This window comes from Nodosilinea sp. P-1105 (assembly GCF_012911975.1).
In the GTDB taxonomy this organism is placed as follows: Bacteria; Cyanobacteriota; Cyanobacteriia; order Phormidesmidales; family Phormidesmidaceae; genus Nodosilinea.
The window spans coordinates 1-22,843 of record NZ_SMDQ01000072.1; the positions used below are offsets into that span (position 1 = coordinate 1).

Here is a 22,843-nt window from a genome sequence, read left to right on the forward strand (position 1 = left end):
AGAATGTACCGGCGAATCCATCCGACATAGCTTTGCTCGGTTCGATAGGAATAATGCTTTAGACGAATTACGTCGCGAACCTGGTCAAGCAGCTTTCTGGGTCGAGATTCCATGGCGAAGAAGATAGACACTGATAGCATTAATGTACTAAATACCACATCCCTAGCCTGCGTGCTGACCATGAAGATTTGCTGGAGCTATCGGCATAACATCCCTTGATAAGCATATTATGCAGAACAAGATCCAGATAAACACCTCTACGAGGGTAATTATCACAACTCGATTCGGCATAATGCCCGAATTTGGGCAGATAGCCCGATAGATTTCGGTATAACACCCCAATTTGGGCAGTTATGCGGATAATATTCGGTATAACACCCCCCAGAGGAGGTGATATGCAACTTTGATTCTGGCTAACTACCCTGCTACGGGGTGTTAGACAGAATCTAGGAAGGAAAGTCAGTATAAGCAGTAGTTATACGGCTTCGGTCGCAGGTCAGGTATACCTTAAATTTTTCCCGCTATTGATAAAATTCCTGATCTTCTTAATTGCAAAGTCTGGTTGCGTATAATAGCGTTTAGGCTGGTTGCGACGATTGAGTTTCTAGTGCGTAGTTGAGAATGCCTAACTTATCAAGTATCGAAAAAAGAAAAATTGAGAAGCTACTAGGAATGGGTAGTGGCTATGTTCTTGATTTTTCAAATAGGACACTTCAAGAATTTGTTATAGATAGCATAGGCATCGATATATACGATGAGAAATATAACTATTCGAGCGGTTCTAAAGCTAATCGACTAAGAGCTTTGTGGGATCAAGAGTCCGGTCAAGTTGTTGGAAAACTGATGCTAGATCTTTTGGAGTATTGGAAGACACAGAAGCTATTGAATGACGTAGAAATAAGCCAGGCAGAACAGGTTTTGTATAACGATTGTTCTAAAATTTCAGAGGGGCTTATGCAGACTGTAGTCGAGGAAGACTTGCCACTTGAAAAAACTGTGAGTAATCTTGAAAAAGCTCAGACAATTTCTATCCTCCTCTTGTCAGCCGATCCAACTAATGCTTCCCGGTTGAGGATTGGAGAGGAATTGAGGGAAATCCAAGAGAAACTTCAACTAGCTAGGTTGCGAGAGAAATTCTTACTGAATCAGCGAATGTCTGTTCGGCCAACGGATATCAGTCAAGCACTACTTGATGTACAGCCACACATTGTACATTTTTCAGGTCATGGTGAAGCAAGCGGTGAACTATGTTTTGAAGATCGAACAGGAAGAATTCACCCAATAGTCCCAGATGCATTAGCGGATTTGTTTGAGCAATTTGCCGATCAGGTAAGTTGTGTCTTGTTAAATTCCTGCTATTCAGAAATTCAAGCAGTTGCGATTGCTAAACATATTGATTATGTCATCGGAATGAATCAAGCAATCGGTGATCATGCTGCCATAGCTTTTGCTACAGGCTTTTATCAGGCATTAGGAGCGGGACGCACAATAGAGAATGCCTATAAACTCGGATGTGTTCAAATTAGACTACAAAATATTCCTGAACATTTAACTCCTGTTCTCATTCAAAAAGGGGAAAACCCATCAATACAGAAAGCCGTATAACAACCCCAGTGCAGCGGATTGTCGAGAGCAGTTGGTGAAAACAAAAAACGCAGGCAACCGCTGACTGGGAACGTTAGGTGTCCATAGCTCTCTGTCCCTTTGTCTAAGTCCTTGTTGCGTAAACTTGTACTACAATCTGTGAGGTGGTCGAGGGAACTGCGATGGCTCAAGTGACATGCATAGAAATCTGTGCCGGTGCTGGTGGTCAAGCTTTAGGACTAGAGCAGAGTGGCTTTGAGCCTCAAGCACTGGTTGAGATTGATAGTGCCTGTTGTAATACTCTCAGATTTAATCGACCTCACTGGAATATTGTAGAAGGCGATCTTAGAGAATTTGAAGGCAAATCATTTGCAGGTGTTGATTTGCTAGCAGGTGGTGTACCTTGTCCGCCATTTTCAAAAGCAGGCAAGCAACTAGGCAAAGAAGATGACCGGGATCTTTTTCCCGAAGCGTTGCGGTTAGTAGATGAATGCAAGCCTCGTGCTGTCATGCTAGAAAACGTCCGAGGATTTTTGGATGCTGTTTTTGAAGACTACCGAGTCAACTTAAAGCGACAGCTCGAAAAGATGGGATATTTAGCTGATTGGAGATTGCTGAATGCCTCTGGTTTTGGTGTGTCGCAACTAAGACCTCGTGTTGTGATAGTAGCTATACGACAAGATTTAGCAGGCAATTTCTCATGGCCTCAATCTTACGGCCAAAATCCACCCACTGCGGGAGAGCTTTTATACAAACAAATGGCATCTTGCGGATGGAAAGGCGTTGATAGGTGGAAACAGCAAGCTGATGATATTGCTCCTACAATTGTAGGAGGTTCTAAGAAGCATGGTGGGCCTGACTTAGGCCCTACTCGTGCTAAGCGAGCCTGGGCAAGTTTGGGTGTGGATGGCATGGGAATCGCCAACGAACCACCTGGCAAGGATTTTGTGGGAATGCCCAAGTTGACAGTAGAAATGGTTGCTAAAATTCAAGGTTTTCCTGATAACTGGCACTTCACTGGTAAAAAGACACCAGCATATCGCCAAGTGGGAAATGCCTTTCCGCCACCTGTGGCTCACGCTGTCGCACAAGAAATCTTTAACTGCTTAAATTCTAAAAAGATATTTGCAATTGCCAGTTAAAAGAATGAGCTATGCCAGAGAAAAAAGGCGCAAGAGCAAAACTCAGAGAACACTTCCTTAATAACATTGGAAGAGTCATGGATTCTGATGAACTTAGGGAGGTGGCTGGAGGTATCACAGAATGGGCTAGGCGAGTAAGAGAACTGCGGTCAGAGGAAGGGTATCAAATTCAAACTCATAACGATAGAGGCGATCTAAGGCCTGGGCAATATATTCTCGAAGATCCTAAGCCAGTTCCCGCTTTTGAAAGAACAATCTCTAAGGACAATAGTCCGGACACTTTTTCGGGTAAACGCTGAGACCCTTGATCTCTCGTCAGCTCAACGACCCTAAGAGAGGGTTGGAATCCGCATTCTACCGTTCCTTATCAAAAACTGTCCGGAGTGTTGTAAGGAGACTCGTGCTTACGTTCTCGATAGAAATGGATTGACCTGCCAGATGTGTGGTGCTGTAGCAGGAGAGTCACATCCCTATTATCGAGCAAGGAAGACACGGTTGCATATTGGGCACATAGTGGACAAGTCTCAGGGAGGAACTGATGATCCTTCCAATCTCCGTACAATTTGCTCTGTATGCAACGAAGGTGCTTCAAATTTAACTTTGGAAAGACCTTCAAATCTAAAACTTCTAGCACAGGTTAGACGAGCTAAAGGAAGTGATCAAGTTGAGCTTCTTAAATGGCTTGTTCGGAAGTATCCAAAACAATCCAAGGAGTTCTTGGGCGAGGAAGACACCTAACACTGCGTTGGTGCGGACGGCACAGAGGTTATCGGTCAGAGTTCGAGGTAATCTGTCGCAATGCTAGCCATCATGGATCTATGCGCCGTAAGTGCCGCTGAACGCAACCTTTAGCCTGTGAGTATCTCACCGTGACAAGCCTAGACAACATGCGCGATCGCATCCGTATTGCAGTGGCTAAGGCACTTCAGCCTCGCCCAGATGTGCTCGCTGGATGGGAGGGGGGGAGCGCCGCCTTTGGCACTACCGACGCCTATTCGGACATCGACCTCTCCTTTCTCGTCACCGACGCCGCTTCGTTGGCGTTGCTGAATAGCAGTATGAATTTGTGGAATTCTAAATGAGTTCTCAAAGTGTCTAGCCTTTGCTTCATACTCTGGATTAGCAACGCCTATCTTTTAGATGCCGTTTGAACCACCCCTTGGCCGAAACGATGATTAAGGCCCCGTAGGAAGGATTTGCGGTGAACGGTCCACGGTTTACGGTTACGGATCAGCCGAACACCGAACACCGTAAACCCCTTCAGTCTTGTGATAAATTGATAATGATTATCATTCTAAAATTTTTCCATGGTTAGCCAGCTCTCTCGTCCATCCTCTAGCGATCGCGCTACCCCGAGCGACCCTCAGCGGTTGCAGCGGCTGCGCCACACCTGCGCCCATGTGCTGGCCATGGCCGTGCAGCGGCTATTCCCCGAAACCCACGTAACCATTGGCCCCTGGACAGAGACCGGCTTTTACTACGACTTTGATCGCGCTGATCCATTTACCCCCGACGACCTCGGCCGTATTGAAGCGGCAATGGGGCAGATCATTGGGGCCAACCTGCCGATTATTCGTGAAACCGTAGATCGCGACGAACTGCGGTCGGAGATTGTCCAGATGAATGAGCCTTACAAGCTGGAAATTCTTGACGGCATTCCCCTCGGCGAGCCGATCACGCGCTACTACATCGGTTGCCCAGACTTGATCTCCCCATCAAACGCCGACGACGAACCCTCGCTGTTTGATGTGTCTGCCCTGAAGGCAGGAGAGTCAACCTGCTGGTGGGACCTGTGCGCTGGCCCCCACCTGAACCGCACGGGTGAGATCGACCCCGAGGCCTTTGCCCTGGAAAGTGTGGCCGGGGCCTACTGGCGCGGTGATGAGACCAAACCCCAACTCCAGCGCATCTACGGCACCGCCTGGGAAACCCCAGAACAACTGGAAGCCTACCTACAGCAAAAGGAAGAGGCTAAGCGCCGCGACCATCGCAAACTGGGGCAAGAGCTCGATCTCTTCAGCATTCAAGAAGAGGCTGGGGGCGGGCTAGTGTTTTGGCACCCCAAGGGGGCGCGGATGCGGTTGCTGATTGAGGACTACTGGCGCACTGCCCATCTGGCGACGGGTTATGACCTGCTCTATACCCCCCACATCGCCAACCTTGATTTGTGGAAGACCTCGGGCCACTTTGAGTTTTACCGAGAGAACATGTTCGACCAGATGGAGATTGAGGCCCAGCAGTACCAGCTCAGGCCGATGAACTGCCCCTTCCATGTGTTGACCTACCAGAACAAGCTACACTCGTACCGAGAGCTGCCCCTACGCTGGGCCGAGTTGGGCACCGTCTACCGCTATGAGCGCTCGGGGGTGTTGCACGGGCTGATGCGGGTGCGGGGCTTTACCCAGGATGACGCCCATGTGTTTTGCCTGCCAGAACAGGTGAGCGATGAGATCTTGGCGGTACTGAACCTGACGGAGCAGATTCTGTCGGACTTTGGCTTTGCCGAGTACGAGGTCAACCTGTCCACCCGTCCGGCTAAGTCAGTGGGGACCGATGCCATTTGGGAGTTGGCCACCGATGCCCTGCGGCAGGCCCTCGATACCAAGGGCTGGGCCTACGTCACCGATGAGGGGGGCGGCGCCTTCTATGGCCCCAAAATTGACATCAAAATTCGCGACGCCATTGGTCGCCTGTGGCAGTGCTCCACCATTCAGGTGGACTTTAACCTGCCAGAACGCTTTGATATGGAGTACGTGGCCGTCGACGGCTCCCGGCAGCGCCCGATTATGATTCACCGGGCCATTTTCGGTTCCCTAGAGCGGTTCTTTGGCATTTTGGTGGAAAACTACGCTGGGGACTTTCCCCTGTGGCTGGCCCCGGTACAACTGCGGCTGCTGCCCGTCAGCGACGGCCAGCGCGACTACGCCAATGGCGTGGCCCAGACCCTGAAGCAGCAGGGCTATCGGGTGGAGGTGGATACCAGCGGCGATCGCCTGGGCAAACAAATTCGCACCGCCGAATTGGAAAAAATCCCAATAGTGGCAGTCGTCGGTAAACGTGAGGTGGAACAACAAACCCTGAGTGTGCGTACCCGTCAGAGTGGGGATTTGGGAGCGCTGACGGTGGCCGAGGTGCAGGGGCGAATGGCAGCGGCGATCGCGGATCGGGGGAGGGTATAAGGTTCACGGTGCAAGGTCTACGGTTCTGCCTTACACCTTGCACCTTGTACCTTGAACCCCCGCACCTTACACCTTGCACCCCTCCATTCTTTCCCCTCTTGCCATGGACTTATTTTCTCAACCCAAATCCAGCGTTAACCCGGCGGTTTTACAACAGCTCAAGGCTCAACTTGCTGACCTGCTCAAGTTAGATGCAGAAACGACTATTTCGATCAATCAGCTTCAGTGCCGAGAGCCGGGTTGTCCGCCGGTAGAAACAGCGATCATCATCCTCACCCAGCCGACGCAGCAGTACAAAATCCACAAAGCCGTGGGTGACATCAGCGCCGCAGATTTAGTCAAGGCAGTTCAGGAGAGCTAAGCCATGACAGCACACCATACCCTTTTGTTTGCATCAGTTAGCCCTTTGCTGTTCGCTATTTCGGTGATTGTATGTTGACTCTGACCGCTCCGGCCAATCCCTTAGCCCGCCCGCTCGTGCATACCTTCAAGCGACGAGAGAGTCTTCCCCTAGAGGCCAACCGGCTCTGGCAGATTCGATCTGGGGCGGTGCGCCTGCTCACCCTCTCAGAAGACGGCACCCCCATTACCCTGGGCTTTTGGGAGAGTGGCGACTTGACCGGTCAGCCGTTGATCTGCATTCAGCCCAGTGAAATTGAGTGCTTGACTAAGGTGCAAGCGGTACTGCTCAGCCCAGATCAATGCTGGAACTTTCAGCAGGTGATGCGATCGCACCTGCACCAGATGCAAGAGCTAATTCGCTTTCGCCAGGGTCAGGTTCCCCAGCGGTTGCAGCAGCTATTGGGCTGGCTGGCTCTCAAATTTGGTCGCCCGGTTGAACAGGGGCGCTTGATTCAGCTGCGGCTGACCCATCAGGATATGGCTGATGCCATTGGCACCTCTCGCGTCACCGTCACCCGCCTGATGCAAGAGCTAGAGCGGGACGGAAAAATTAGCTACTCAGAAAAAAATTACGTCATTCTGCCCGAGTAATTTGCAAGGGGATCGGGTTTCAGATTTTGGGTTTCGGGTTCCGGGTATGAGGCTTTACCTGAAACCTGACACCTAGCACCTGACACCTACGGCCCCTGTCATCATCCGCTTGATTTAAGGAGTGCCCTTGTACCTTGCTGGTAGGGTGTCTTAAGCTAGGTGTTGTTGGCTCGCTAAAAGTCCTGTGGGATAAGCATTTTGCCTATCTCTTTCAAATAGTCGAGATGGCTGTCCTGTACAACTTAGACCCTTTCCTCGGTGCCCGATGAACATTGCTGATTCTGCCAGTCACCCGTTGCGGATTGTTTCGCTGATTCCCAGTGCTACCGAGATGGTAGATGCCTTGGGATTGGGAGACTGTTTAGTGGGGCGCAGCCACGAGTGCGACTATCCCCCGGCAGTAAAGTCCCTACCCGTCTGCACCGCCCCCAAATTTGACCCGGTGGGCGACAGCGCTACCATTCATCAGCGCGTGACCGATTTGCTCACCTCGGCCCTGAGCGTCTACCGGGTGAATCTGGAGGTGCTAGAGGCCCTACGCCCGACCCACATTCTCACCCAGGCGCAGTGTGAGGTCTGCGCTGTCAATTTGGCAGACGTAGAAGCGGCAGCGGCGCAACTGACCGGCAGCCAGCCACAGATTATTTCCCTGGAACCGAACTGTCTGGCGGATGTATGGGCCGACATTGAGCGAGTGAGTCTGGCTCTGGGGGGCCAGCAAACAGCGGCGGTGGTGGCTGGGTTACAAGGTCGAGTGCAGGCTTGCGCTACCCAGGCGGCGGCCTGTGAGCCTAAGCCTACGGTCGCTTGCATTGAATGGATTGAGCCGTTAATGGCGGCGGGCAACTGGGTGCCGGAACTGGTGCAGATGGCCGGTGGCACCGCGCTGTTCGGTACCCCAGGGCAGCACTCTCCCTGGATGAGCTGGGAGGACTTGATTGCCGTTGATCCTGAGATCATTGTGATTATGCCCTGCGGCTACGACCTGGCGGTAACCCGCCGCGAAGCCCAAACGCTAACCCATCATTCTGCCTGGTCTATCCTTAAAGCAGTACGCCAAGAGCAAGTCTACCTGGTGGATGGGAATCAGTACTTCAATCGACCTGGCCCTCGGCTGGTGGAGTCTTTGGAGATTTTGGCGGAGATTTTCCACCCTGAGGCGTTTGGCACTGGCCACCAGAGTCAGGGCTGGGAACTGTGGCCACTGGAAGTAGCGGCGTAGTGAGCTGAAAAAGCCGGAGTGCGACCGCACCCCGGCTGAAGAAATCTTAGAGCTGGCTCAATAGCTTACATCAGGCCAATTTGGGTCAGAATGCCCTGGCCGGTCAAATACTCGGTGGCGACCCCGATCACGAAGCCCAACATAGCCAGGCGACCGTTCCAGGTTTCGGCAAAGTTAACAAACCCAAACTTGCTTTCGCTGTTTTCCATGACCGTTAATCTCCGAATGTGTAAGGGCTTTACTTTTTCAAGCATTCTTTACAAAGATTAACACAGAGATTTTGGTCTGACTAGGGCGGCCAGGATATTGGCGATCGCGCTTTCTCTCATCATGTGGTTTATATCAACCAGGCGCTGCTGGCGGGCGATCGCTGTGCGAATGATGTAGCCTGCCTGACCCGGTGGCAAACCTCGGCCCATGGTCGCCCCGAGGGAAACGGTGGCTCTAGCAATGGTCATAGACCCACGGCTGGCCGGTTGGGTGCAGAAGCTGGTGCCCAGGTGCGGCAGCAACTCCGACTTGGGCACCGGGTGAGCTTGGAATATGCTGACCCGCGCCGGTTTAAAGCAGGATCGTGGCAGAGTGGCCCCACCCTGGCAGCAACCCAGGAAGCTGAGGTTTTGGCTCAGATCGAGCAGTTTCTAGCAGCGCACCCCAGCACTTATGTGCGGCTGCTGGGGATTGACTCCAGGGCAAAGCAACGCCAGTTTGAGCAGGTGATTCAAATGCCTGGGTGAGCGATTGGACAAGACAAGTATGTTTAACAACAGGCTAAAGTTGCCCATCACCCGATGCAGGTCACCTCTGCATCAAACCGATCAGCTTTCGGCGGTCGGTGTGCATGGACGTTGTTAGCTAGCTTTCCTTACTGAGTGCTCCGATTTACATTCAAGTCTCAGCATTTGAGGAAATTACGAACAGCAACGGTCAGGGGGTAGTGCCACTGTCGGAGGATTATGATGGTGTGTTACGGAGGATTTTGCTTGAGAGTGATCAATCGCCCTGTCAGAGAACTTCATGCAGTCAAACATCAATGTGATAAACCACAGAAGTAGAGCACCAGCGATAGATGTGGATAAAGTAATTTTTAACACTCAGTGGATTGTAGTTAAGGAATCATCCAGAGGATTTCAATATCTAGAGCGCAAAGGCAAAGACTCTGTTGCCGTGTTTTTACTCAGAAGAACTGGCGAAAGTCCTGAACAGTGTGAGGTATTAATTCGTCAACAGCACCTTTGTGTTGATAACCGGGAGGTGGATGGAAAGTTTAGGCTATTTCCCTGTCCGGTGACAGGGGCGTTAGAGGAGGGGGAGTCGCCGGAAGTTGCTGCTCACCGAGAAGTGTATGAGGAAACAGGCTATCGGGTTCAGGCTTCACCGATGGGTCAGTATATTGTCGGAACTCAGGTGAATGAGATCTGCTATCTGTACTATGCTGATGTCACAAACATGGAACCCGATGTAGCTCAACAGGATGGTACTTATATGGAGTCGATCGCCAAAAATGAATGGCATCCGTTTCAGTATTTAGAATCTTGCGAGTATTCAGCTTGTCAAATTGGATACTTGAAGCTGCATGGGATACTCTTCAAAAGTACAGACTAAAACCTTACATTTGGGCAATTATCCTTTACATCAAAACTATGCCAACTAACGTTTCAGACTGGGTTGAAAAGAATCAGGACTATTTGATTAAGCAAGCTGAGATGTTGCAAAGTGCGATCGCACGGATGGCAAACAATTCACTAGAAATCAAGAAGGTTGGATTAACGGTTTGGGCAGCGATCGCAGGTTTTGGGTTTACCAATCGCAGTGCAGCTTTGTTTGTGTTGGCATTTGTCGCTTTTGCGCTATTCGGGGTTCTGGATGTCTACTACTTATATCTGGAGCGAAAGTTTCGCGATAACTTTAATCGATTAGCCCGAATTTTGAGTGGATATATTATTCCTGACGATCAGGAATGGCTTGAGAAAGTAAAAGGAAACTTCCTCAAGCCCGATAACTCAACCAAATTCCTCGGACAAATCCCTAACACGCTCAAATCCTGGGCAAACCTGCCTTATTTGATTACGTTCTTGATCACCATTCTGCTTTTGGTTGTGCCTTTGCCAGCATCGCCATAAGAAGCTTATTAATCATCGACCCGCAGCCCTTGCTGCATCTTCAACCCACTTGCTAAAATTATTGTATCCACCATCGTTTACCCAATTATAAGTCGGGTAGATTTGCGACATTCTAACTTGTGGCTTTGACATATAGGCAAATCGACTCGGCTGCTCAACTATGAAGCTATCAAAGGGATTTTTCCCTCTCAAGTCAGTTCTTCCAATTATGTTCTTAATGTTGTGAATGTATATCCCCAGCATTCCATTGCCGCGTTCATAACTTTTCTCAACTTCATATTTGACCCACTTGCGTTCAGACGTCTCTGTGCCAATCAGTACAACGGTAACAGATGTATTTTGCAAACCTGAATTAATCAGTCTTTTGAGCGCGATTTCACCTGTTCTCTTGGTTGACTCCCAAAGAGAGCAATCCCAATACCCTGCTTCTTGATAGCCACTTTTCACCTTGGCATGGTTGCGGACAACGTTGACGCGCCAGATATCTCGCTGGTAATGAAAGCTAAAGAAAACTCTTCTAGGCATAAGAACTCCAGGAACCTGACTTATTAGATAGTACTATTGTATGGAAGCGCTACCTATAGCGTCAAGTCTCAAGCATTTCCTGAAGCATACCTAATATATAGTGACTCAAAAAATAGGGCGAGCACTGGCTATCCTACAAACCTATGGCGCGACTGATCGCAAGTTTTGCCAGAGATATAAACCAAAGCCAAAACTGGAAAGGAAAACGTATTGGGGGACTCGGTTGCTAGAGAAGATTAAGAAAAAGGGAAAACCTCAGAAAACCAGTTCGGGACAAATGAATTTGTGGTATGACTGGACAATTCTTGCAGAGATTTATGAGGTTTCAAGGAAATTTATTGAGGCAAATTGCTACATTCCTCAAGCTGCAATAATCCCTTCAAAACTTCAGTTTAGTGCCAGGTAACGAATGGCTGAAATGCAGAGAATCCATTAGGGAAGAAGACTATTACAAGTCTTTGGGAATGCCTAAAACTGTTAAATGCTGTCGCTGTTAACATCTTCGCGCGAGATAAGACGAAAGAACCAATCCTCCAGAAATCGAACCTGTGCTCTTTCAATCCATGCTCTTTCTTGTTCTTCCTCCGTTAGTCTCCTAAGCGGAACCATAACCCCAGATGCTGCCAGTGAATCGCTCTCTCTTGCCCTTTCCGTTTCATAGCCAATAAACGATATCAATCCCAAACGGGGGAAGTGCCCCAAGGGAAAGGGAGCGGCGAAGTAATCCCACCCCCAGTTGGTCTTCCATTGCGCTCCAATTCCCATCAACCCTTTCGATCTCCAACCTACCGCTTCACCAAACTTTCCCCATTCCTTAGGGATGATAGATGAAAAAACGGGGCTACCACACTGCTGCCAGATCTTTTTTTGGACGCTAAAGCCAAACTTACCTTTACTGTGCGTTACCCAGAGTTGATTGATCGCCCGCAGGTCACCACAGGGAAATTTCTCTATGTCTTCTTTTCTCAATCGGCCTTCGTCTTGTCGCCCCATGACATGGCGCATTTGCTGAGCAGTCTCCCAGTCTGCCTCTTTCCATTTCCCTGCCTTCAGCAGAGTCTCTAATTGAGCGTACCTTGGTTTTATCCCTAACCTTTCTAAGCGCTGAAGAATAAGCTTTCCCAATTCTTGTGGATTTTTTCCTTCGGCATTGAGATAACCATGAGTTCTATCAATTCCTGAAACAGCATTCTCCTCAAGTCTAGATAGGCCTACTAGCAAAACTTGTTCAACTGGTTGACTTCGAAATTGTATTGTTTGAATAGCATTCCATTCTAATTTACACCAAAACTTCTCTCCGTATTCCTGGGAAAGAAACACAACGACGAGTTCTGACTCTTTTGTATATATCTTGTGCAGGTGATTGTCGAGACGCGAGCGAGCAAGCTCTTCTTGATACCAACTATCATAAAAAACTCGTTCATAAGAGCATCTTACAGCTAAAAATTCTGCTACATCCTGAACATATTTGCGGTGTTCACCGGGAAAAGTCAACGCAATGTCGAATCGCTTCCTGCTTTTCTGTGACACTTGTTTCTCCGTCAAGGTTTGAATGGGACTTGCGATCAATTATAGCCTCCCTCCACAAACTAATAAAGACGCCTTCAATAGAGACTTGCAGGGGCAGGAATGGGGCGATCATCTCCAGTGCCTCATCCCCAAGCCACTTCCCCGCTTTGCATCTTCATCAATGGCGCAAAGAACCAGGGCAAGGACTCGGAACGGAGCCAGCTAACGGCAAAACGCAGCGGCGGTAGTAACCTTGGCAACCTTACAAGCTGCTTCTAACTGTCCGCTACCGTGGAGTGTTAGCCATTTGCCTTTCCAGCATCTGCGGCTCGTTCATCTTCCATTTTTTGTGCCAATACTCCTGCTATTGCTTCAACCTGTGTGGACAAATCACCTTCTGGATTGAATGATAATCCCCCGTATTTTAGACTTTCATCGAACATACCGGGTGTTGTGTCCGTATACCAAATTGGAACAACGGAATTTTCGCCAAACCGATGCTTAAAGTTATCTGACTCAAATTTTGTCCAAATTTTTCTGGGGTATTTACAACTCAAAAGAGAGATTACGAACCGAGATTCGCTTCGATATATGGGAGCTAAATACTCTTCAACATCGTTCGCAAGGATTCTATGCTGTTCATGTTTGTCGTAGAACACGCTGATTTCTCGGCTAGTTAGAGCCTCTGCTATACTTTCAGCTAAGTCTCTATCTTCACCAGCGAACGACAAAGCAAAGTCATAGCGACTTTTGAAGTCAATGCTGTAATAACCAACTTGAGCGGCAAACTTTGACCAAATGAGATGACGTATAAAGTAAAGAAGCTTTGGGTCTTCGATTGTCAATAGCCGAGTTTCTAGATCAAAATGAAATAGCAAAGATATTTGCTCAATGCTATTAATTAAATGTAATAAATGTCCTTTTTCAATAACTTGCCCAACACTCCCTTTAAGTTCAGGATTTTTTGCCATCGCCTCCTTTGTATCCAACACCCCTTCTTGAGTTTGGGATAACCATCGCAAAAGGTTTAGGTACGGAGCGCGTCCCTCTCTCCGCAGCTTGTTTCCTGTTGCGAAATCTCGCGCAAGAGAAAAGAACCTGGGATGTAGCTCAGCAAGTACAGACTCACGAATACGTGGAAGACTGACAGTAATATTCTGAGGCAACGACTCGCTAGATGTTTCCAGCAAACGACCTTGCAGGCAAGCTTCATGGCACAGCACTTGAGCCATTGCAAAGCTTCCCTCAGCTTCTTCGGCAATTTCGTCAGCAATTGATATAGAACAATTAAGCGCACGCTCCCCAAGTAGGACTAACTCCTGAATTCTTTCAACGTTTGTCCGTCCAAATGGAATGGTTTCTACTCTATGTAGCAAATCAGGAGCATACTCAACCAAAGTTTGCCCAGCTCGATTTATCCCAATCAATATGACTTTGCTTTCCTGCTCTTCTTCATCGGCTAAGACTTTTATAAAATCTGTCAATTTGTTTTTTTCTGCGCCGGGTAAGCGGTGAAAATCATCAACTACTACTACTCCTATCCTTCCCATTAACGGTAGTTCGGCAATCAATTCTGCGTCACTTTCTTTACGGGCAGATAGGAAGAGGCAAGAAGCTGCTAGTCCTACGTCATCAATGGTGCGTTTTACACATGATGTCTTCCCAATTCCTGAAGGTCCTTCAATAATAATCCCCCGTCCAGGTGTTTTTAGTGCAACTGCTACACGGTCGTACTCTGCTGGTAGGACAAATGTATGTGTTGGGACTCCGGATTTCTTAAATACTTCATCTAGTCTTGGCACTTGGGTCTCTCCATACCGGCACTCAGGGCGTCATGTAGATGGCTAACAATCTTATTAGAGAGAGCGTTTCCACATATCGTCCCTAGGAGGGTAGATAGGCAGAACGCTTCCGTGTATCTAACGCAATCCGCTAGATCGCTGGAAACTTTCCGAATATTAACCGGATCTGGGTAGATAGCCTGAAACCTTCCAAAAAATTTAGCTGTAGTACATGCAGACTATTAACGGGGGGCGAAGTCCGCTATATAACCATTGATCGAATGGCTCTGGGAGGACTAGCACCTTCGGCAATAGCTGCCATCACCTGCTGATAGAGTTTCGGTATAGCAGCATCAGAGAAAAACTGGCTAGACTCTGTTTGAGCATATCCCTCAGATGTTAGGCCAAAGATGGCTAGAACATCCCCTCGAATTAGCCAGACTTCAGGAACCTTAAACCGTTCGTAATCTGCGATATTCGTGAAATTAGTCACATCTACTTCAACCGCAATGTCGGGTGGCGGATCAGTGGCCAAGTCAATTCGACTTTTGCCGCTCACAGCGGCCCAGTTGCTGAGCCAAAAACAATGATCGGGTTCGATACCTGCCTGTTCAGGAATTTGCAGGGTAACGGGCGTCGTGCGAACGTAATCGCAGAGCTGCTGGTTGAGGAGAGCGACAATTAAATCAGCAACAATGGCATCTAGCTGTCCGTGCTCAAAGGTTGGCATCTTGAGGGTCAGGTATCCCTCAGCATATTTAAGACGCGGAGTACTGCGATCGCCTCTGCTTGCAGCCAGTTGTTGGTAATCTGCCCAGCTCATGGGGATAGTTGCCACTGAGCCATCGGGTAAAGATTTGATAGGTGCGATCGCGATCATACCTTTGCACCACAGCAGTTCTAATTCGTTGATTATAGGCTGCCTAACAGTAGCTCAATTCTGGAAAACCCAAAACCGCCAAACGCTCCTACTTACTGTCGGTGCCAGTGAGCTTCGCCATCCGGTTGATCAACCAGCATGATACCCACTGCCGTCAGACGATCGCGAATCTGATCTGCCTTAGCAAAGTCCCGTTGTTGCCGGGCCGTCTGGCGCTTTTGAATCAGCTCTGCGATGGTCAAAGACCGGCCTGCGGCCATCGCCGCATAGTCATCAAGATGAACAGCTATAGTGCGACACTCCACCAGTGTCAAAAAACGCCTTAGGTCGTAGACGGTAGTATTTATTTTCTATTTCTTGTGATTGCTCATCATATGGATGGCTAAATACGGCTTGCAACTCTTTAACTAACGTGTAGTCACCCTGCATGGCTTGTTGGTAAGCGGGGACAATCAACCACTCTCGCCATGTGTATTTCGGGTTAGTCTGTTTCATATTTGTTGATATCTCAGCCAAATTGCCATCGTTAATGACGAGGTCGCGCCAGCTTTTTAGCCAAGATTGCCATTGTTCATCGAGTTGTTGTGACGTTTTACCATAGAAGCTCTTTTTCAATGGTGAGACATCGCCTGGTATATGGGATAACTCGCGGAAGAAAATGGTGTAATCTACCTCTGAGTCGGTCATTAACTGCATTAATGTCTTAAATAGCTCTGGGTTAAATTCAGTCAAACCAAGTTTGGCCGCCCACATTTTTTGGATTTGTTGTTGCATGGCTTCTGCAAAGCCACGGCCTACTTGGTCGAACTGTTCTAAAGCGTCAGTCTCTTCTGCCAGTAAAGATCTCACAGCTTTCCAAAACATATAATAATTCGCTTCTGCTGCGATGGGCTGATTGAAGAATGCAAAATGTTCGCCGCCGCCAGTCCAAGGTTGAAACCAAGGATCAAAAATTTCACAAAACCCAAATGGTCCATAGTCGAGGGTAAAGCCACCAGCGGCGCAGTTATCACTATTAAAATTACCCTGGCAGTAACCAACCCGTAACCAATTGGCCACCAGTGTCGTAAGACGTTGGCGAAATAACTTAGCTAACTCAACCAATTGATCTGCAAAACCAAGGGTTTGATTAATATCGCCTTTGTATTCTCGCTCAATTAAATGCGACACAATCATGCGCAACTCTTCTAATGCTTTTGGATGAGCATTGCTGCGAGCGCGGCGGGCAAATAACTCTAGCTGACCAACGCGCAAAAAGGAGGGTGCAACGCGAGTTGAAATGGCCACAGGATTGTCCACCAAAACATCAGGTTCAGTGGAGTAGGAGTCTTGAGAATACCAAGGCCGGGTAACGGTCTCAGATTTAGAAACATACAGGGTCAAAGAGCGCGATGTGGGCACACCTAAAGCCTGCATATAGTCTTGCGCTAGAAACTCACGCACACTTGAACGGAGTACTGCGCGCCCGTCGGCACCACGGCAATAAGGCGTTGGGCCACCACCTTTCAATTGCATTTCCCAGCGCTGGCCATTAATGATTCCTTCAAATACAGATATCGCCCGACCATCGCCATAACCATTACCCGTACCGAATGGACAATTTTGGATATATTCGGTGCCATAAATCGACAGGGCATAACCCGTCGCCCAGCCAACCTGACGCATCGGCTCATGGGCAGCAGAGAGATCACCAGAAAATACCTGGCGAAATTTTTCATCCAGCGCCAGATCATCGCTCAACCCAAGTTCCTTAAAAAAAGTGCTGCTGTGGGTTACATAGTCTGGTTCTGCCAGCGGCGTGGGGGTCACAGGGACGAAATGACCCGAAAAAACCTGGCGGGCAAGGTGATCAACACCATCGACCGTGGCATCAGGATCGGCATTCAAAGTATCCATCAGAGAATAATCTGCCAATTGCACAAACTCATCGAAGGTGGTTACGCAAGGCTTAGCAGATGGTTTAGATGAATATGGCATTGTTGCTAGCGCCCGTATTGCCGGGAAAAATTCACGTTTAACTGAAAACTTTATAGAGGCTAACATATTCAACCTGCCAGGCCATGCGGACATTGCGGTGCAAAGCGTGGCCCCTGGTCGGGGAGTGGCTTTACCCTGCACACCGACCAGGGGGAGCTGCGATCGCGGTTTGTGGTTTGGGCATGTGGGGACTACCAGCACGTGGTGAGCCACGGGCTAGAGCAGGGCCGGGTTGACGGCGACGATGGCCAGCCCTACTCGGTGTGGATTGGCGACAATACCTGCATCACTCACCTGGCGCTGATCCACGGCCCCGCCTACGTGGGCAACGACTGTTTCATTGGCTTTCGCTCTACGGTATTTAATGCCAAGGTGGGCCACGGCTGCATTGTGATGATGCATGTGCTGATTCAGGATGTGGAGATTCCGCCCGGAAAATATGTGCCTTCGGGAGCGGTGATTACTACCCAACAGGCGGCGGATCGGTTGCCGGATGCCCAGGAGAGCGACAGAGCCTTTTCCCACCACGTGGTCGCTATCAACCAGGCGCTGCGGGCAGGGTATCACTGTGCCAATGATGTGGCCTGCCTTACCCAGTGGCAAATTCCTGCCCAAGCGGTGAATGGTGGCCCCGGCAATGGCCATCGGCCCGCTGCTGGTCGATTGAGTGCGGCAGCGGTGGCCCACGTGCAGCAGATCCTGCGGCAGGGGCATCGGGTGGGTCTGGAGTATGCCGACCCGCGCCGATTTAAGGCGAACTCTTGGCAGAGTGGCCCTACCCTGGCGGCTAGTCAAGAATCGGCGGCTGTGGCGCAGATCGAGCAGTTTTTGGCCCAGCACCCCGCCAACTATGTGCGATTGCTGGGGATTGACCCCAGGGCAAAGCAGCGCCAGCTAGAGCAGCTGATTCAAATGCCGGAGTGAGCGATCGGGCAAGACAGGTATCTTAAAGGCAGGCTAACGGTGCCGTTTACCCGCCGCACACAACCTATCAAACTCAGCCGACCAACTTAATACAGTCGGGTGCAACGGAATTGTTAGACCGTTTGGGGTAAGCTTGCGTTGCTATTTCAGCACTTTGCATGTCTAGACTAACAGCCCTTTAATAAAAGCGAATATCTCGTCTTGATTCTCAATAGGATTACTCATTAAGTAAGGAATATGCAGCTTGTTCCTAACATATTCAGCGTAAAGGATCTCCTGTTCTTGAAAAGAACGAAACAAAGCTAAATCGTATCTAATACTATCTCTCGAATTTAGACGAGCATGAACATTTTCAGGCTTGTCAATCAATACAAGAATTGCACTTGGGTCGATACCCTCATATGTTGAATAAGGAATTTGAGTAATTTCATTATCCTTATTTAGAAGACAGAAATGCCCATCGAGTAAATACCAATTTATATCATTTAAATACTTATTTATCGCTACCACTAAATGGTCTTGATTACCAGCTATATTCCCAACTTGTTTACTACGGAAATGTTCCTCTTCTTTTTCTTTTGCAATCAAATTACTTGCTGAAAAGTGTTCAATTTCAAATTGAGTTGCTAGAGCATTGCAAAGTGTAGTCTTACCAACGCCATGAACTCCAGCAACGAAAATTATTTTGCGTTTTCCCATATTATCTACCTTGCAGAATGTTACTAAGAACAGTGATCTAGCTACAATCTCTAAAATATTAATAAATTCAACTGTTCACCTAACCGCTCTTCTTGCATTAGTTCATTTCTTCCTTTGTGAAGTGCATCAACCCACTCATCTGGCATATACCAATCCTCACGCCAATTGATTGTGGCTTGTGGTGGTACAAACCCCGAACAAAGTTTTTGTATTTGCTTTAGAGATAATGCAGTAAAGGAAAAGCTCTGATGTATTAAAGTGCCATATGCAAATTCGCAGTTCTCAAAATAAACATCATAGAATTCTTGGTCTACACCCATAATTTGATGATATTGCTGCCACATCTTAGAAGGAGGTAAAGATATAGTCTTGTCTGCTATAAAGCCTCCTTTTATGACAGAATCAGGAGCAGTTTCATATAGAAGAACAAGATCGCCTAATTCCATGCCGATTGGTCGCTTTCTTAACTCAATCTTCTTGGTGCCAGCAATAATACGTTCAGCATAAACCTGTTTGATACTGAGTGCTTTAATATGCTTATCCTGCATAAATACCTCCAAGTTCAACAGCTCTTCTATAACGTTCTAAGGAAATACTATGCATAGTTTGCGGTGTTCCATTTAAGACACCATTGCTTAATAAGTCATTCCGACTGATTGCCTGACGAAGTGGCATGAGGAAGTCAAATTCAACAGCATGTCGAGTCTGTGCTTCTCCACCAATTTGCTCTAATGTAAGAACGCCTCTTACACCTAGATCACTGTAGAGTTGAGCAGGTGTTCCAATGTATCGATTGACGATTCTGGCGATCGCTACAACACCAGATATAGGACGGCTAGCATAAAACAATATCAGTGCCCCTCTCATGTCATCTTGAGTACAAGTGGGCTTACCGTAATAAACTGTTTTGCCAGCTTGAAATATTTGAATTAAGAACTGAGGGCGAATAGGTATGACATAAGCTGTTCGAGGAGTATAAATTGACTCTGCCGGATATGTTAGATTGAGCCAGGAATGGAAAGAACAACGATGAATAGAATGTGAATCAGAATCTAGCAAGTCAATAGTCGCATCGTTATACTGAACCTGTATGACTTCCTTCCTTCCTGTAGAATTGTAAGAAGACCCAATAATTGATGGAAATAAATATCTTGCCTTATTGATAACATCTAAATTATTGGTGTCTGGATCATAAAATAGCAGCTTCGTTAAGAACCATTCTGGTTGATGACCTTCGCGTTCATATATCTCACGCCCTATACCTTCTACCCAAAAGCCATAACGTTCAAAGAATGGAATAAGCTCAATTCTAGCTGTAGTGACAAAAGCTCTTCTAATTCTCTCTAGTTTCCATTGCTCAAAGCAAGTTAAAATCAGGTTTCTTCCAATACCACTGCGTCGAAATTCTTGATAAACATAAAGAGTTGATAATTTAGCTATGTCACGACTTTTAGGCTTCCAAATAGCAACTCCAATCGCTTGCCTATCTCTATAAGCTACATTGAAGACAGTCCTTGAATCACTCATGGTTTTGTCTAACCATTGGGGGAAACCAGGATAAAGAGGAGATAGTTCAGCGTCAAGCATCTTGATTAACTCAATCTCACGCCTGAATTCACTACCACCTAACTTTCTCACCCCAAATGCAGCAACAACAGACTCAAACGAGTCTCCCTCAATATCTCGCCGTCCCCCGATTAGTTCTGAGTAATCGTCAAAAATTACAGCACGGTAAAGTTTATTGACAAAATCCTGCAATTCCTGTTGGTTTGGAAACCTAAACCACTCAATACCAGGTGCTTCTGCTACATGGTATCCCTTCGCTGTCAATTGAGAATGAATTATGGATTCTACACGCTCGTCCAGGATCTTAATTGCACTTAGCAATTGCGGTTCTTCTGGATGCGAGGTTCTAACTTGTGCGCGTATACGTTGCCATGCCAGCTCTGTAGGATCAGCATCAGCACTTCCAGATGTCCTACCAATTTTTACCCTCGGCTGTTCCTTTAAGTACGAGGGAAATGAATAAATGTAAAGAACGGCCTGGGTTTCCATAATTTAGGTTGACTGACTACGAGGCGTTTTAGCCTACTATGCAGGAATAAGCCAAGAGATTAGTGAGTTATTATAGCGAACTCACGAGCTTTAGACGCGATCGCCCTTACAACAATTTCCAAACAAAGCACCAACCGAAAACTTACGCCTACTTGAGTATTGCAACTTATAGGCAACCTTTCGCTACGCCCCAACAGATAACTCAGGCGGTCTAACGTTCCCAACCAGCGGCGGCAGATAACCTCGAACTCAGCATCAGCGGCTTTCGTCCGTCCGCTGCGTTGGGGTTGTTAGACCGTGCTTCCGCGACAAATTCACAACTTTTCTGCCACTCTCAGCTTGTTGCTTTTGCAAATCAGCAAAAAGTGCTTTTAAGTTATGGTTGAATGACCGTGAATACTCTTCACGGATCCTGTGAATTTCTTCCACAATTGCATCTTGATACATAGTTAATCTCCAAGCAGTTCATAGGGTGTACAAAGAATCGGCAACTCATACCCAGAATCGAAACTGATCTCTGCCAATTTCTTCTGAATTTGGGCATTAGCTATATGTTTGCAGTTCCATGTAAGCAAATAATCCATCCCATGAATTGTTGCGGCTGCGATATGAACAGCATCAACATCAGCTTTTGAAGGAAGACTGCTACGTTCAAGGAATTGCTCTGCTAGGTCAAGGACGGACTGATTCAGTTCGAGCAATTTAAAATCACGAATAATTTCAAGCCGCTGGGTTGCGATTTGAGTATCGCCTTGGGAAGTTTCCTTTATGACTGCTTGAGACGTATAAAGTCGAAATTTACTGCGGCGAGTATCCCACCACTCTCTGGTTATCTCAATGTTGGCAGCCACAACAAGGTCTCTGCTGGGTCGAGCAGTGAGGTAGCCTAATATGCTCGTTTCGATGTAGACGGCTTCACTCATGCAAACAATAAGCGATACTATATATATCTTAGCTCACTGACTCCAGGCTACGTCAGAACGCCTTCACAAAACTGTGATTATTTTTTGTCGCCAGAGTCTACCCTATGCCTTGTCCGATTCTATCTCGTCGTATCCATAGTCAGATGAGTAGTTGGGGCTATCAATCAGAACTTGAGTCGCGCTAATGAGTTTTTCTATATTTTTTGTTCTCATCGATCCAGACCAAGGCGGTGCATGTCTCATAAAAAAGCCTACAAGCACTGAATTAGCTTCTTGCTTGTTTGATAGTGAACTTCTATCAACTGAAATGGGAATGCCATCACCCCAATTTTTTCCTATTTTCATGCTTTTCAATGTTTCCTTAAAAGTTTTAGCATCTATTTTTAATTGACAAATTAGCTGACTAATTGCTATCACATAACCATGCAAATGAGACTTCTTCGGATATCTTTGGTATTTGAGATAGAAGCTATAAGATTTAGTAATTTCATTGATCGTTGAGCCTGCTAACAACTCATTTGGGAATTCAATTTTTGTCTTCACCGCGACTTCAAGAGCTGCTTCAATTGCCATGTTTAGCTCAATGAGTTCATGTGCATCATTGAGCTCATGGCTAAATTCATTGATGTAAAAGCAATTGAAAAAGACCTCATCATCTATTCCTTCTCCAGGTTCCTCCTCAAAAAAATCACAAACACAATTCCGCACAATCTCTCTAATCCGATTGATGTCACCGCTAAGTATATCTTCTTGTTTACAGCGCTCCTCCTCTTCCTCTCGCTGACGTATGGAATCTAATTCTCTTTGTTTACGTTGTTCTTCAGCCTTTAATACTTCCCTGAGTTTGCGTTCTTCAGCATCATATTCTGGGTACAGGATCAAAATTGTCTCTGTAATTGTCGTGAAAATAAAGTCAAGCGATACCGCCCGTCCGATCTCAGAATTAAGTCGTTTGGCGAATTTCCAGGCACAGTCATCAATGTTTTGCTTGAGGTAATTAAGCTTTGCTAGATCGCCATATTCCGATTCAATCCAAGCACGAATTACTTTCTTGAGGATTCGGGATTCGGCTAGAGAAATTTGCATTGTGGTACTGCTTCTTCGGATAGAACAGAATGCTCTTAGTAAATTATCGCGCAACTATCTTGCAACGGTAGGCAAGATTATAATCAAACACCCTGTTAGCCGAGAAAGTGAAGCCGAGTAACAAAAGCATTATGGGGAGGAAGCGCACTTCCTCTTGGATGTCTAACAATCTTTTTAGAGAGATGGATTCTACATATCGTCCCTAGGAGGGCAGATAGGCAGAACGCTTCCGCATATCTAC

At 47.4% G+C, this 22,843-nt stretch carries 26 protein-coding genes; 12 read left to right on the top strand and 14 right to left on the bottom strand.

Features of this window, described 5'->3' with window-relative positions:
• Nucleotides 1-140, bottom strand: a 140-nt coding sequence (locus E1H13_RS27000; RefSeq protein WP_240966785.1) for a phage integrase N-terminal SAM-like domain-containing protein, incomplete at its 3' end; no start/stop codon positions are given.
• Nucleotides 141-621: 481 nt separating this feature from the next.
• On the opposite strand from E1H13_RS27000, the gene E1H13_RS22020 reads away from it, so the two are divergent.
• The 8 genes from E1H13_RS22020 to E1H13_RS22055 all read left to right on the top strand — a co-directional run bounded on the left by E1H13_RS22020 (nucleotide 622) and on the right by E1H13_RS22055 (nucleotide 8,120).
• Nucleotides 622-1,605, top strand: a complete 984-nt coding sequence (locus E1H13_RS22020) for a CHAT domain-containing protein (RefSeq protein WP_206070839.1) — start codon at nucleotides 622-624, stop codon at nucleotides 1,603-1,605.
• Between the two features lie 161 nt (nucleotides 1,606-1,766).
• Nucleotides 1,767-2,726: a DNA cytosine methyltransferase gene (locus tag E1H13_RS22025; protein ID WP_169616736.1), complete on the top strand. Its 960-nt coding sequence runs from the start codon at nucleotides 1,767-1,769 to the stop codon at nucleotides 2,724-2,726.
• A gap of 438 nt (nucleotides 2,727-3,164) precedes the next feature.
• Nucleotides 3,165-3,464, top strand: a complete 300-nt coding sequence (locus E1H13_RS28120) for an HNH endonuclease (protein ID WP_169616738.1) — start codon at nucleotides 3,165-3,167, stop codon at nucleotides 3,462-3,464.
• Between the two features lie 131 nt (nucleotides 3,465-3,595).
• Nucleotides 3,596-3,808: a hypothetical protein gene (locus tag E1H13_RS22035; RefSeq protein WP_169616740.1), complete on the top strand. Its 213-nt coding sequence runs from the start codon at nucleotides 3,596-3,598 to the stop codon at nucleotides 3,806-3,808.
• Nucleotides 3,809-4,033: 225 nt separating this feature from the next.
• On the top strand, nucleotides 4,034-5,905 hold the full coding sequence (gene thrS / locus E1H13_RS22040) for a threonine--tRNA ligase (RefSeq protein ID WP_169616742.1): 1,872 nt from the start codon (nucleotides 4,034-4,036) through the stop codon (nucleotides 5,903-5,905).
• A 103-nt stretch (nucleotides 5,906-6,008) separates the two neighbouring features.
• Nucleotides 6,009-6,266: a hypothetical protein gene (locus tag E1H13_RS22045; protein WP_169616744.1), complete on the top strand. Its 258-nt coding sequence runs from the start codon at nucleotides 6,009-6,011 to the stop codon at nucleotides 6,264-6,266.
• Nucleotides 6,267-6,337: 71 nt separating this feature from the next.
• A complete protein-coding gene (locus E1H13_RS22050; RefSeq protein ID WP_169616745.1) occupies nucleotides 6,338-6,898 on the top strand; it encodes a Crp/Fnr family transcriptional regulator in 561 nt (186 codons plus the stop codon).
• Nucleotides 6,899-7,163: 265 nt separating this feature from the next.
• Entirely contained in the window at nucleotides 7,164-8,120 is a 957-nt protein-coding gene (locus tag E1H13_RS22055; RefSeq protein ID WP_169616747.1) for a cobalamin-binding protein, read from the top strand.
• A 65-nt stretch (nucleotides 8,121-8,185) separates the two neighbouring features.
• Here the strand turns inward: E1H13_RS22055 and E1H13_RS22060 are convergent, their stop codons facing one another.
• On the bottom strand, nucleotides 8,186-8,329 hold the full coding sequence (locus tag E1H13_RS22060; protein ID WP_169616749.1) for a chlorophyll a/b-binding protein: 144 nt from the start codon (nucleotides 8,327-8,329) through the stop codon (nucleotides 8,186-8,188).
• Between the two features lie 123 nt (nucleotides 8,330-8,452).
• On the opposite strand from E1H13_RS22060, the gene E1H13_RS28360 reads away from it, so the two are divergent.
• The 3 genes from E1H13_RS28360 to E1H13_RS22075 all read left to right on the top strand — a co-directional run bounded on the left by E1H13_RS28360 (nucleotide 8,453) and on the right by E1H13_RS22075 (nucleotide 10,243).
• Nucleotides 8,453-8,857: a ribulose bisphosphate carboxylase small subunit gene (locus E1H13_RS28360; protein WP_169616751.1), complete on the top strand. Its 405-nt coding sequence runs from the start codon at nucleotides 8,453-8,455 to the stop codon at nucleotides 8,855-8,857.
• Nucleotides 8,858-9,191: 334 nt separating this feature from the next.
• On the top strand, nucleotides 9,192-9,725 hold the full coding sequence (locus E1H13_RS22070; protein ID WP_347404203.1) for an NUDIX domain-containing protein: 534 nt from the start codon (nucleotides 9,192-9,194) through the stop codon (nucleotides 9,723-9,725).
• A 38-nt stretch (nucleotides 9,726-9,763) separates the two neighbouring features.
• Nucleotides 9,764-10,243, top strand: a complete 480-nt coding sequence (locus E1H13_RS22075) for a hypothetical protein (RefSeq protein ID WP_169616753.1) — start codon at nucleotides 9,764-9,766, stop codon at nucleotides 10,241-10,243.
• Nucleotides 10,244-10,255: 12 nt separating this feature from the next.
• Here the strand turns inward: E1H13_RS22075 and E1H13_RS22080 are convergent, their stop codons facing one another.
• The 6 genes from E1H13_RS22080 to E1H13_RS22105 form a co-directional block, all read right to left on the bottom strand.
• Entirely contained in the window at nucleotides 10,256-10,768 is a 513-nt protein-coding gene (locus tag E1H13_RS22080) for a TIR domain-containing protein (protein WP_169616755.1), read from the bottom strand.
• Between the two features lie 477 nt (nucleotides 10,769-11,245).
• Nucleotides 11,246-12,337: a GUN4 domain-containing protein gene (locus E1H13_RS22085; protein WP_169616757.1), complete on the bottom strand. Its 1,092-nt coding sequence runs from the start codon at nucleotides 12,335-12,337 to the stop codon at nucleotides 11,246-11,248.
• 239 nt (nucleotides 12,338-12,576) lie between these two features.
• A complete protein-coding gene (locus E1H13_RS28365) occupies nucleotides 12,577-14,079 on the bottom strand; it encodes a TIR domain-containing protein (protein WP_169616759.1) in 1,503 nt (500 codons plus the stop codon).
• Nucleotides 14,080-14,320: 241 nt separating this feature from the next.
• Complete coding sequence (locus tag E1H13_RS22095; RefSeq protein ID WP_169616761.1) at nucleotides 14,321-14,881, bottom strand: Uma2 family endonuclease; 561 nt, start codon at nucleotides 14,879-14,881, stop codon at nucleotides 14,321-14,323.
• 149 nt (nucleotides 14,882-15,030) lie between these two features.
• On the bottom strand, nucleotides 15,031-15,243 hold the full coding sequence (locus E1H13_RS22100) for a hypothetical protein (RefSeq protein WP_169616734.1): 213 nt from the start codon (nucleotides 15,241-15,243) through the stop codon (nucleotides 15,031-15,033).
• The gene (locus E1H13_RS22105) at nucleotides 15,212-16,915 is read right to left on the bottom strand and encodes a protein adenylyltransferase SelO family protein (RefSeq protein WP_169616792.1); all 1,704 of its coding nucleotides are present in this window, start codon (nucleotides 16,913-16,915) and stop codon (nucleotides 15,212-15,214) included. Before E1H13_RS22105 ends, E1H13_RS22100 begins: the two co-directional genes overlap by 32 nt.
• A 171-nt stretch (nucleotides 16,916-17,086) precedes the next feature.
• Here E1H13_RS22105 and E1H13_RS22110 point away from each other — a divergent pair, with 171 nt between their 5' ends.
• A complete protein-coding gene (locus E1H13_RS22110; protein ID WP_347404204.1) occupies nucleotides 17,087-17,839 on the top strand; it encodes a ribulose bisphosphate carboxylase small subunit in 753 nt (250 codons plus the stop codon).
• A gap of 162 nt (nucleotides 17,840-18,001) precedes the next feature.
• Here the strand turns inward: E1H13_RS22110 and E1H13_RS22115 are convergent, their stop codons facing one another.
• The 6 genes from E1H13_RS22115 to E1H13_RS22140 all read right to left on the bottom strand — a co-directional run bounded on the left by E1H13_RS22115 (nucleotide 18,002) and on the right by E1H13_RS22140 (nucleotide 22,602).
• Nucleotides 18,002-18,538: an ATP-binding protein gene (locus tag E1H13_RS22115; RefSeq protein WP_169616763.1), complete on the bottom strand. Its 537-nt coding sequence runs from the start codon at nucleotides 18,536-18,538 to the stop codon at nucleotides 18,002-18,004.
• A gap of 50 nt (nucleotides 18,539-18,588) precedes the next feature.
• Complete coding sequence (locus E1H13_RS22120) at nucleotides 18,589-19,086, bottom strand: ASCH domain-containing protein (protein WP_169616765.1); 498 nt, start codon at nucleotides 19,084-19,086, stop codon at nucleotides 18,589-18,591.
• Nucleotides 19,076-20,593 (bottom strand): GNAT family N-acetyltransferase, encoded by a 1,518-nt coding sequence (locus E1H13_RS22125; RefSeq protein WP_169616767.1) that lies wholly within the window; start codon nucleotides 20,591-20,593, stop codon nucleotides 19,076-19,078. Before E1H13_RS22125 ends, E1H13_RS22120 begins: the two co-directional genes overlap by 11 nt.
• 255 nt (nucleotides 20,594-20,848) lie before the next feature.
• Complete coding sequence (locus E1H13_RS22130) at nucleotides 20,849-21,040, bottom strand: hypothetical protein (RefSeq protein WP_017305734.1); 192 nt, start codon at nucleotides 21,038-21,040, stop codon at nucleotides 20,849-20,851.
• Nucleotides 21,041-21,042: 2 nt separating this feature from the next.
• Entirely contained in the window at nucleotides 21,043-21,516 is a 474-nt protein-coding gene (locus tag E1H13_RS22135) for a type II toxin-antitoxin system VapC family toxin (protein ID WP_169616769.1), read from the bottom strand.
• A 102-nt stretch (nucleotides 21,517-21,618) separates the two neighbouring features.
• Entirely contained in the window at nucleotides 21,619-22,602 is a 984-nt protein-coding gene (locus E1H13_RS22140; protein WP_169616771.1) for a hypothetical protein, read from the bottom strand.
• Nucleotides 22,603-22,843 lie beyond the last annotated feature (241 nt).

Coding starts and splice junctions, on each gene's coding strand:
- E1H13_RS28120 (WP_169616738.1), top strand. CDS start 3,165: ATGTGTGGTGCTGTAGCAGGAGAGTCACATCCCTATTATCGAGCAAGG.
- E1H13_RS22020 (WP_206070839.1), top strand. CDS start 622: ATGCCTAACTTATCAAGTATCGAAAAAAGAAAAATTGAGAAGCTACTA.
- thrS (WP_169616742.1), top strand. CDS start 4,034: ATGGTTAGCCAGCTCTCTCGTCCATCCTCTAGCGATCGCGCTACCCCG.
- E1H13_RS22045 (WP_169616744.1), top strand. CDS start 6,009: ATGGACTTATTTTCTCAACCCAAATCCAGCGTTAACCCGGCGGTTTTA.
- E1H13_RS22075 (WP_169616753.1), top strand. CDS start 9,764: ATGCCAACTAACGTTTCAGACTGGGTTGAAAAGAATCAGGACTATTTG.
- E1H13_RS22135 (WP_169616769.1), bottom strand. CDS start 21,516: ATGAGTGAAGCCGTCTACATCGAAACGAGCATATTAGGCTACCTCACT.
- E1H13_RS22050 (WP_169616745.1), top strand. CDS start 6,338: ATGTTGACTCTGACCGCTCCGGCCAATCCCTTAGCCCGCCCGCTCGTG.
- E1H13_RS22140 (WP_169616771.1), bottom strand. CDS start 22,602: ATGCAAATTTCTCTAGCCGAATCCCGAATCCTCAAGAAAGTAATTCGT.
- E1H13_RS22025 (WP_169616736.1), top strand. CDS start 1,767: ATGGCTCAAGTGACATGCATAGAAATCTGTGCCGGTGCTGGTGGTCAA.
- E1H13_RS22055 (WP_169616747.1), top strand. CDS start 7,164: ATGAACATTGCTGATTCTGCCAGTCACCCGTTGCGGATTGTTTCGCTG.
- E1H13_RS22060 (WP_169616749.1), bottom strand. CDS start 8,329: ATGGAAAACAGCGAAAGCAAGTTTGGGTTTGTTAACTTTGCCGAAACC.
- E1H13_RS22095 (WP_169616761.1), bottom strand. CDS start 14,881: ATGAGCTGGGCAGATTACCAACAACTGGCTGCAAGCAGAGGCGATCGC.
- E1H13_RS22105 (WP_169616792.1), bottom strand. CDS start 16,915: ATGCCATATTCATCTAAACCATCTGCTAAGCCTTGCGTAACCACCTTC.
- E1H13_RS22130 (WP_017305734.1), bottom strand. CDS start 21,040: ATGTATCAAGATGCAATTGTGGAAGAAATTCACAGGATCCGTGAAGAG.
- E1H13_RS22120 (WP_169616765.1), bottom strand. CDS start 19,086: ATGCAGGATAAGCATATTAAAGCACTCAGTATCAAACAGGTTTATGCT.
- E1H13_RS22115 (WP_169616763.1), bottom strand. CDS start 18,538: ATGGGAAAACGCAAAATAATTTTCGTTGCTGGAGTTCATGGCGTTGGT.
- E1H13_RS22125 (WP_169616767.1), bottom strand. CDS start 20,593: ATGGAAACCCAGGCCGTTCTTTACATTTATTCATTTCCCTCGTACTTA.
- E1H13_RS22080 (WP_169616755.1), bottom strand. CDS start 10,768: ATGCCTAGAAGAGTTTTCTTTAGCTTTCATTACCAGCGAGATATCTGG.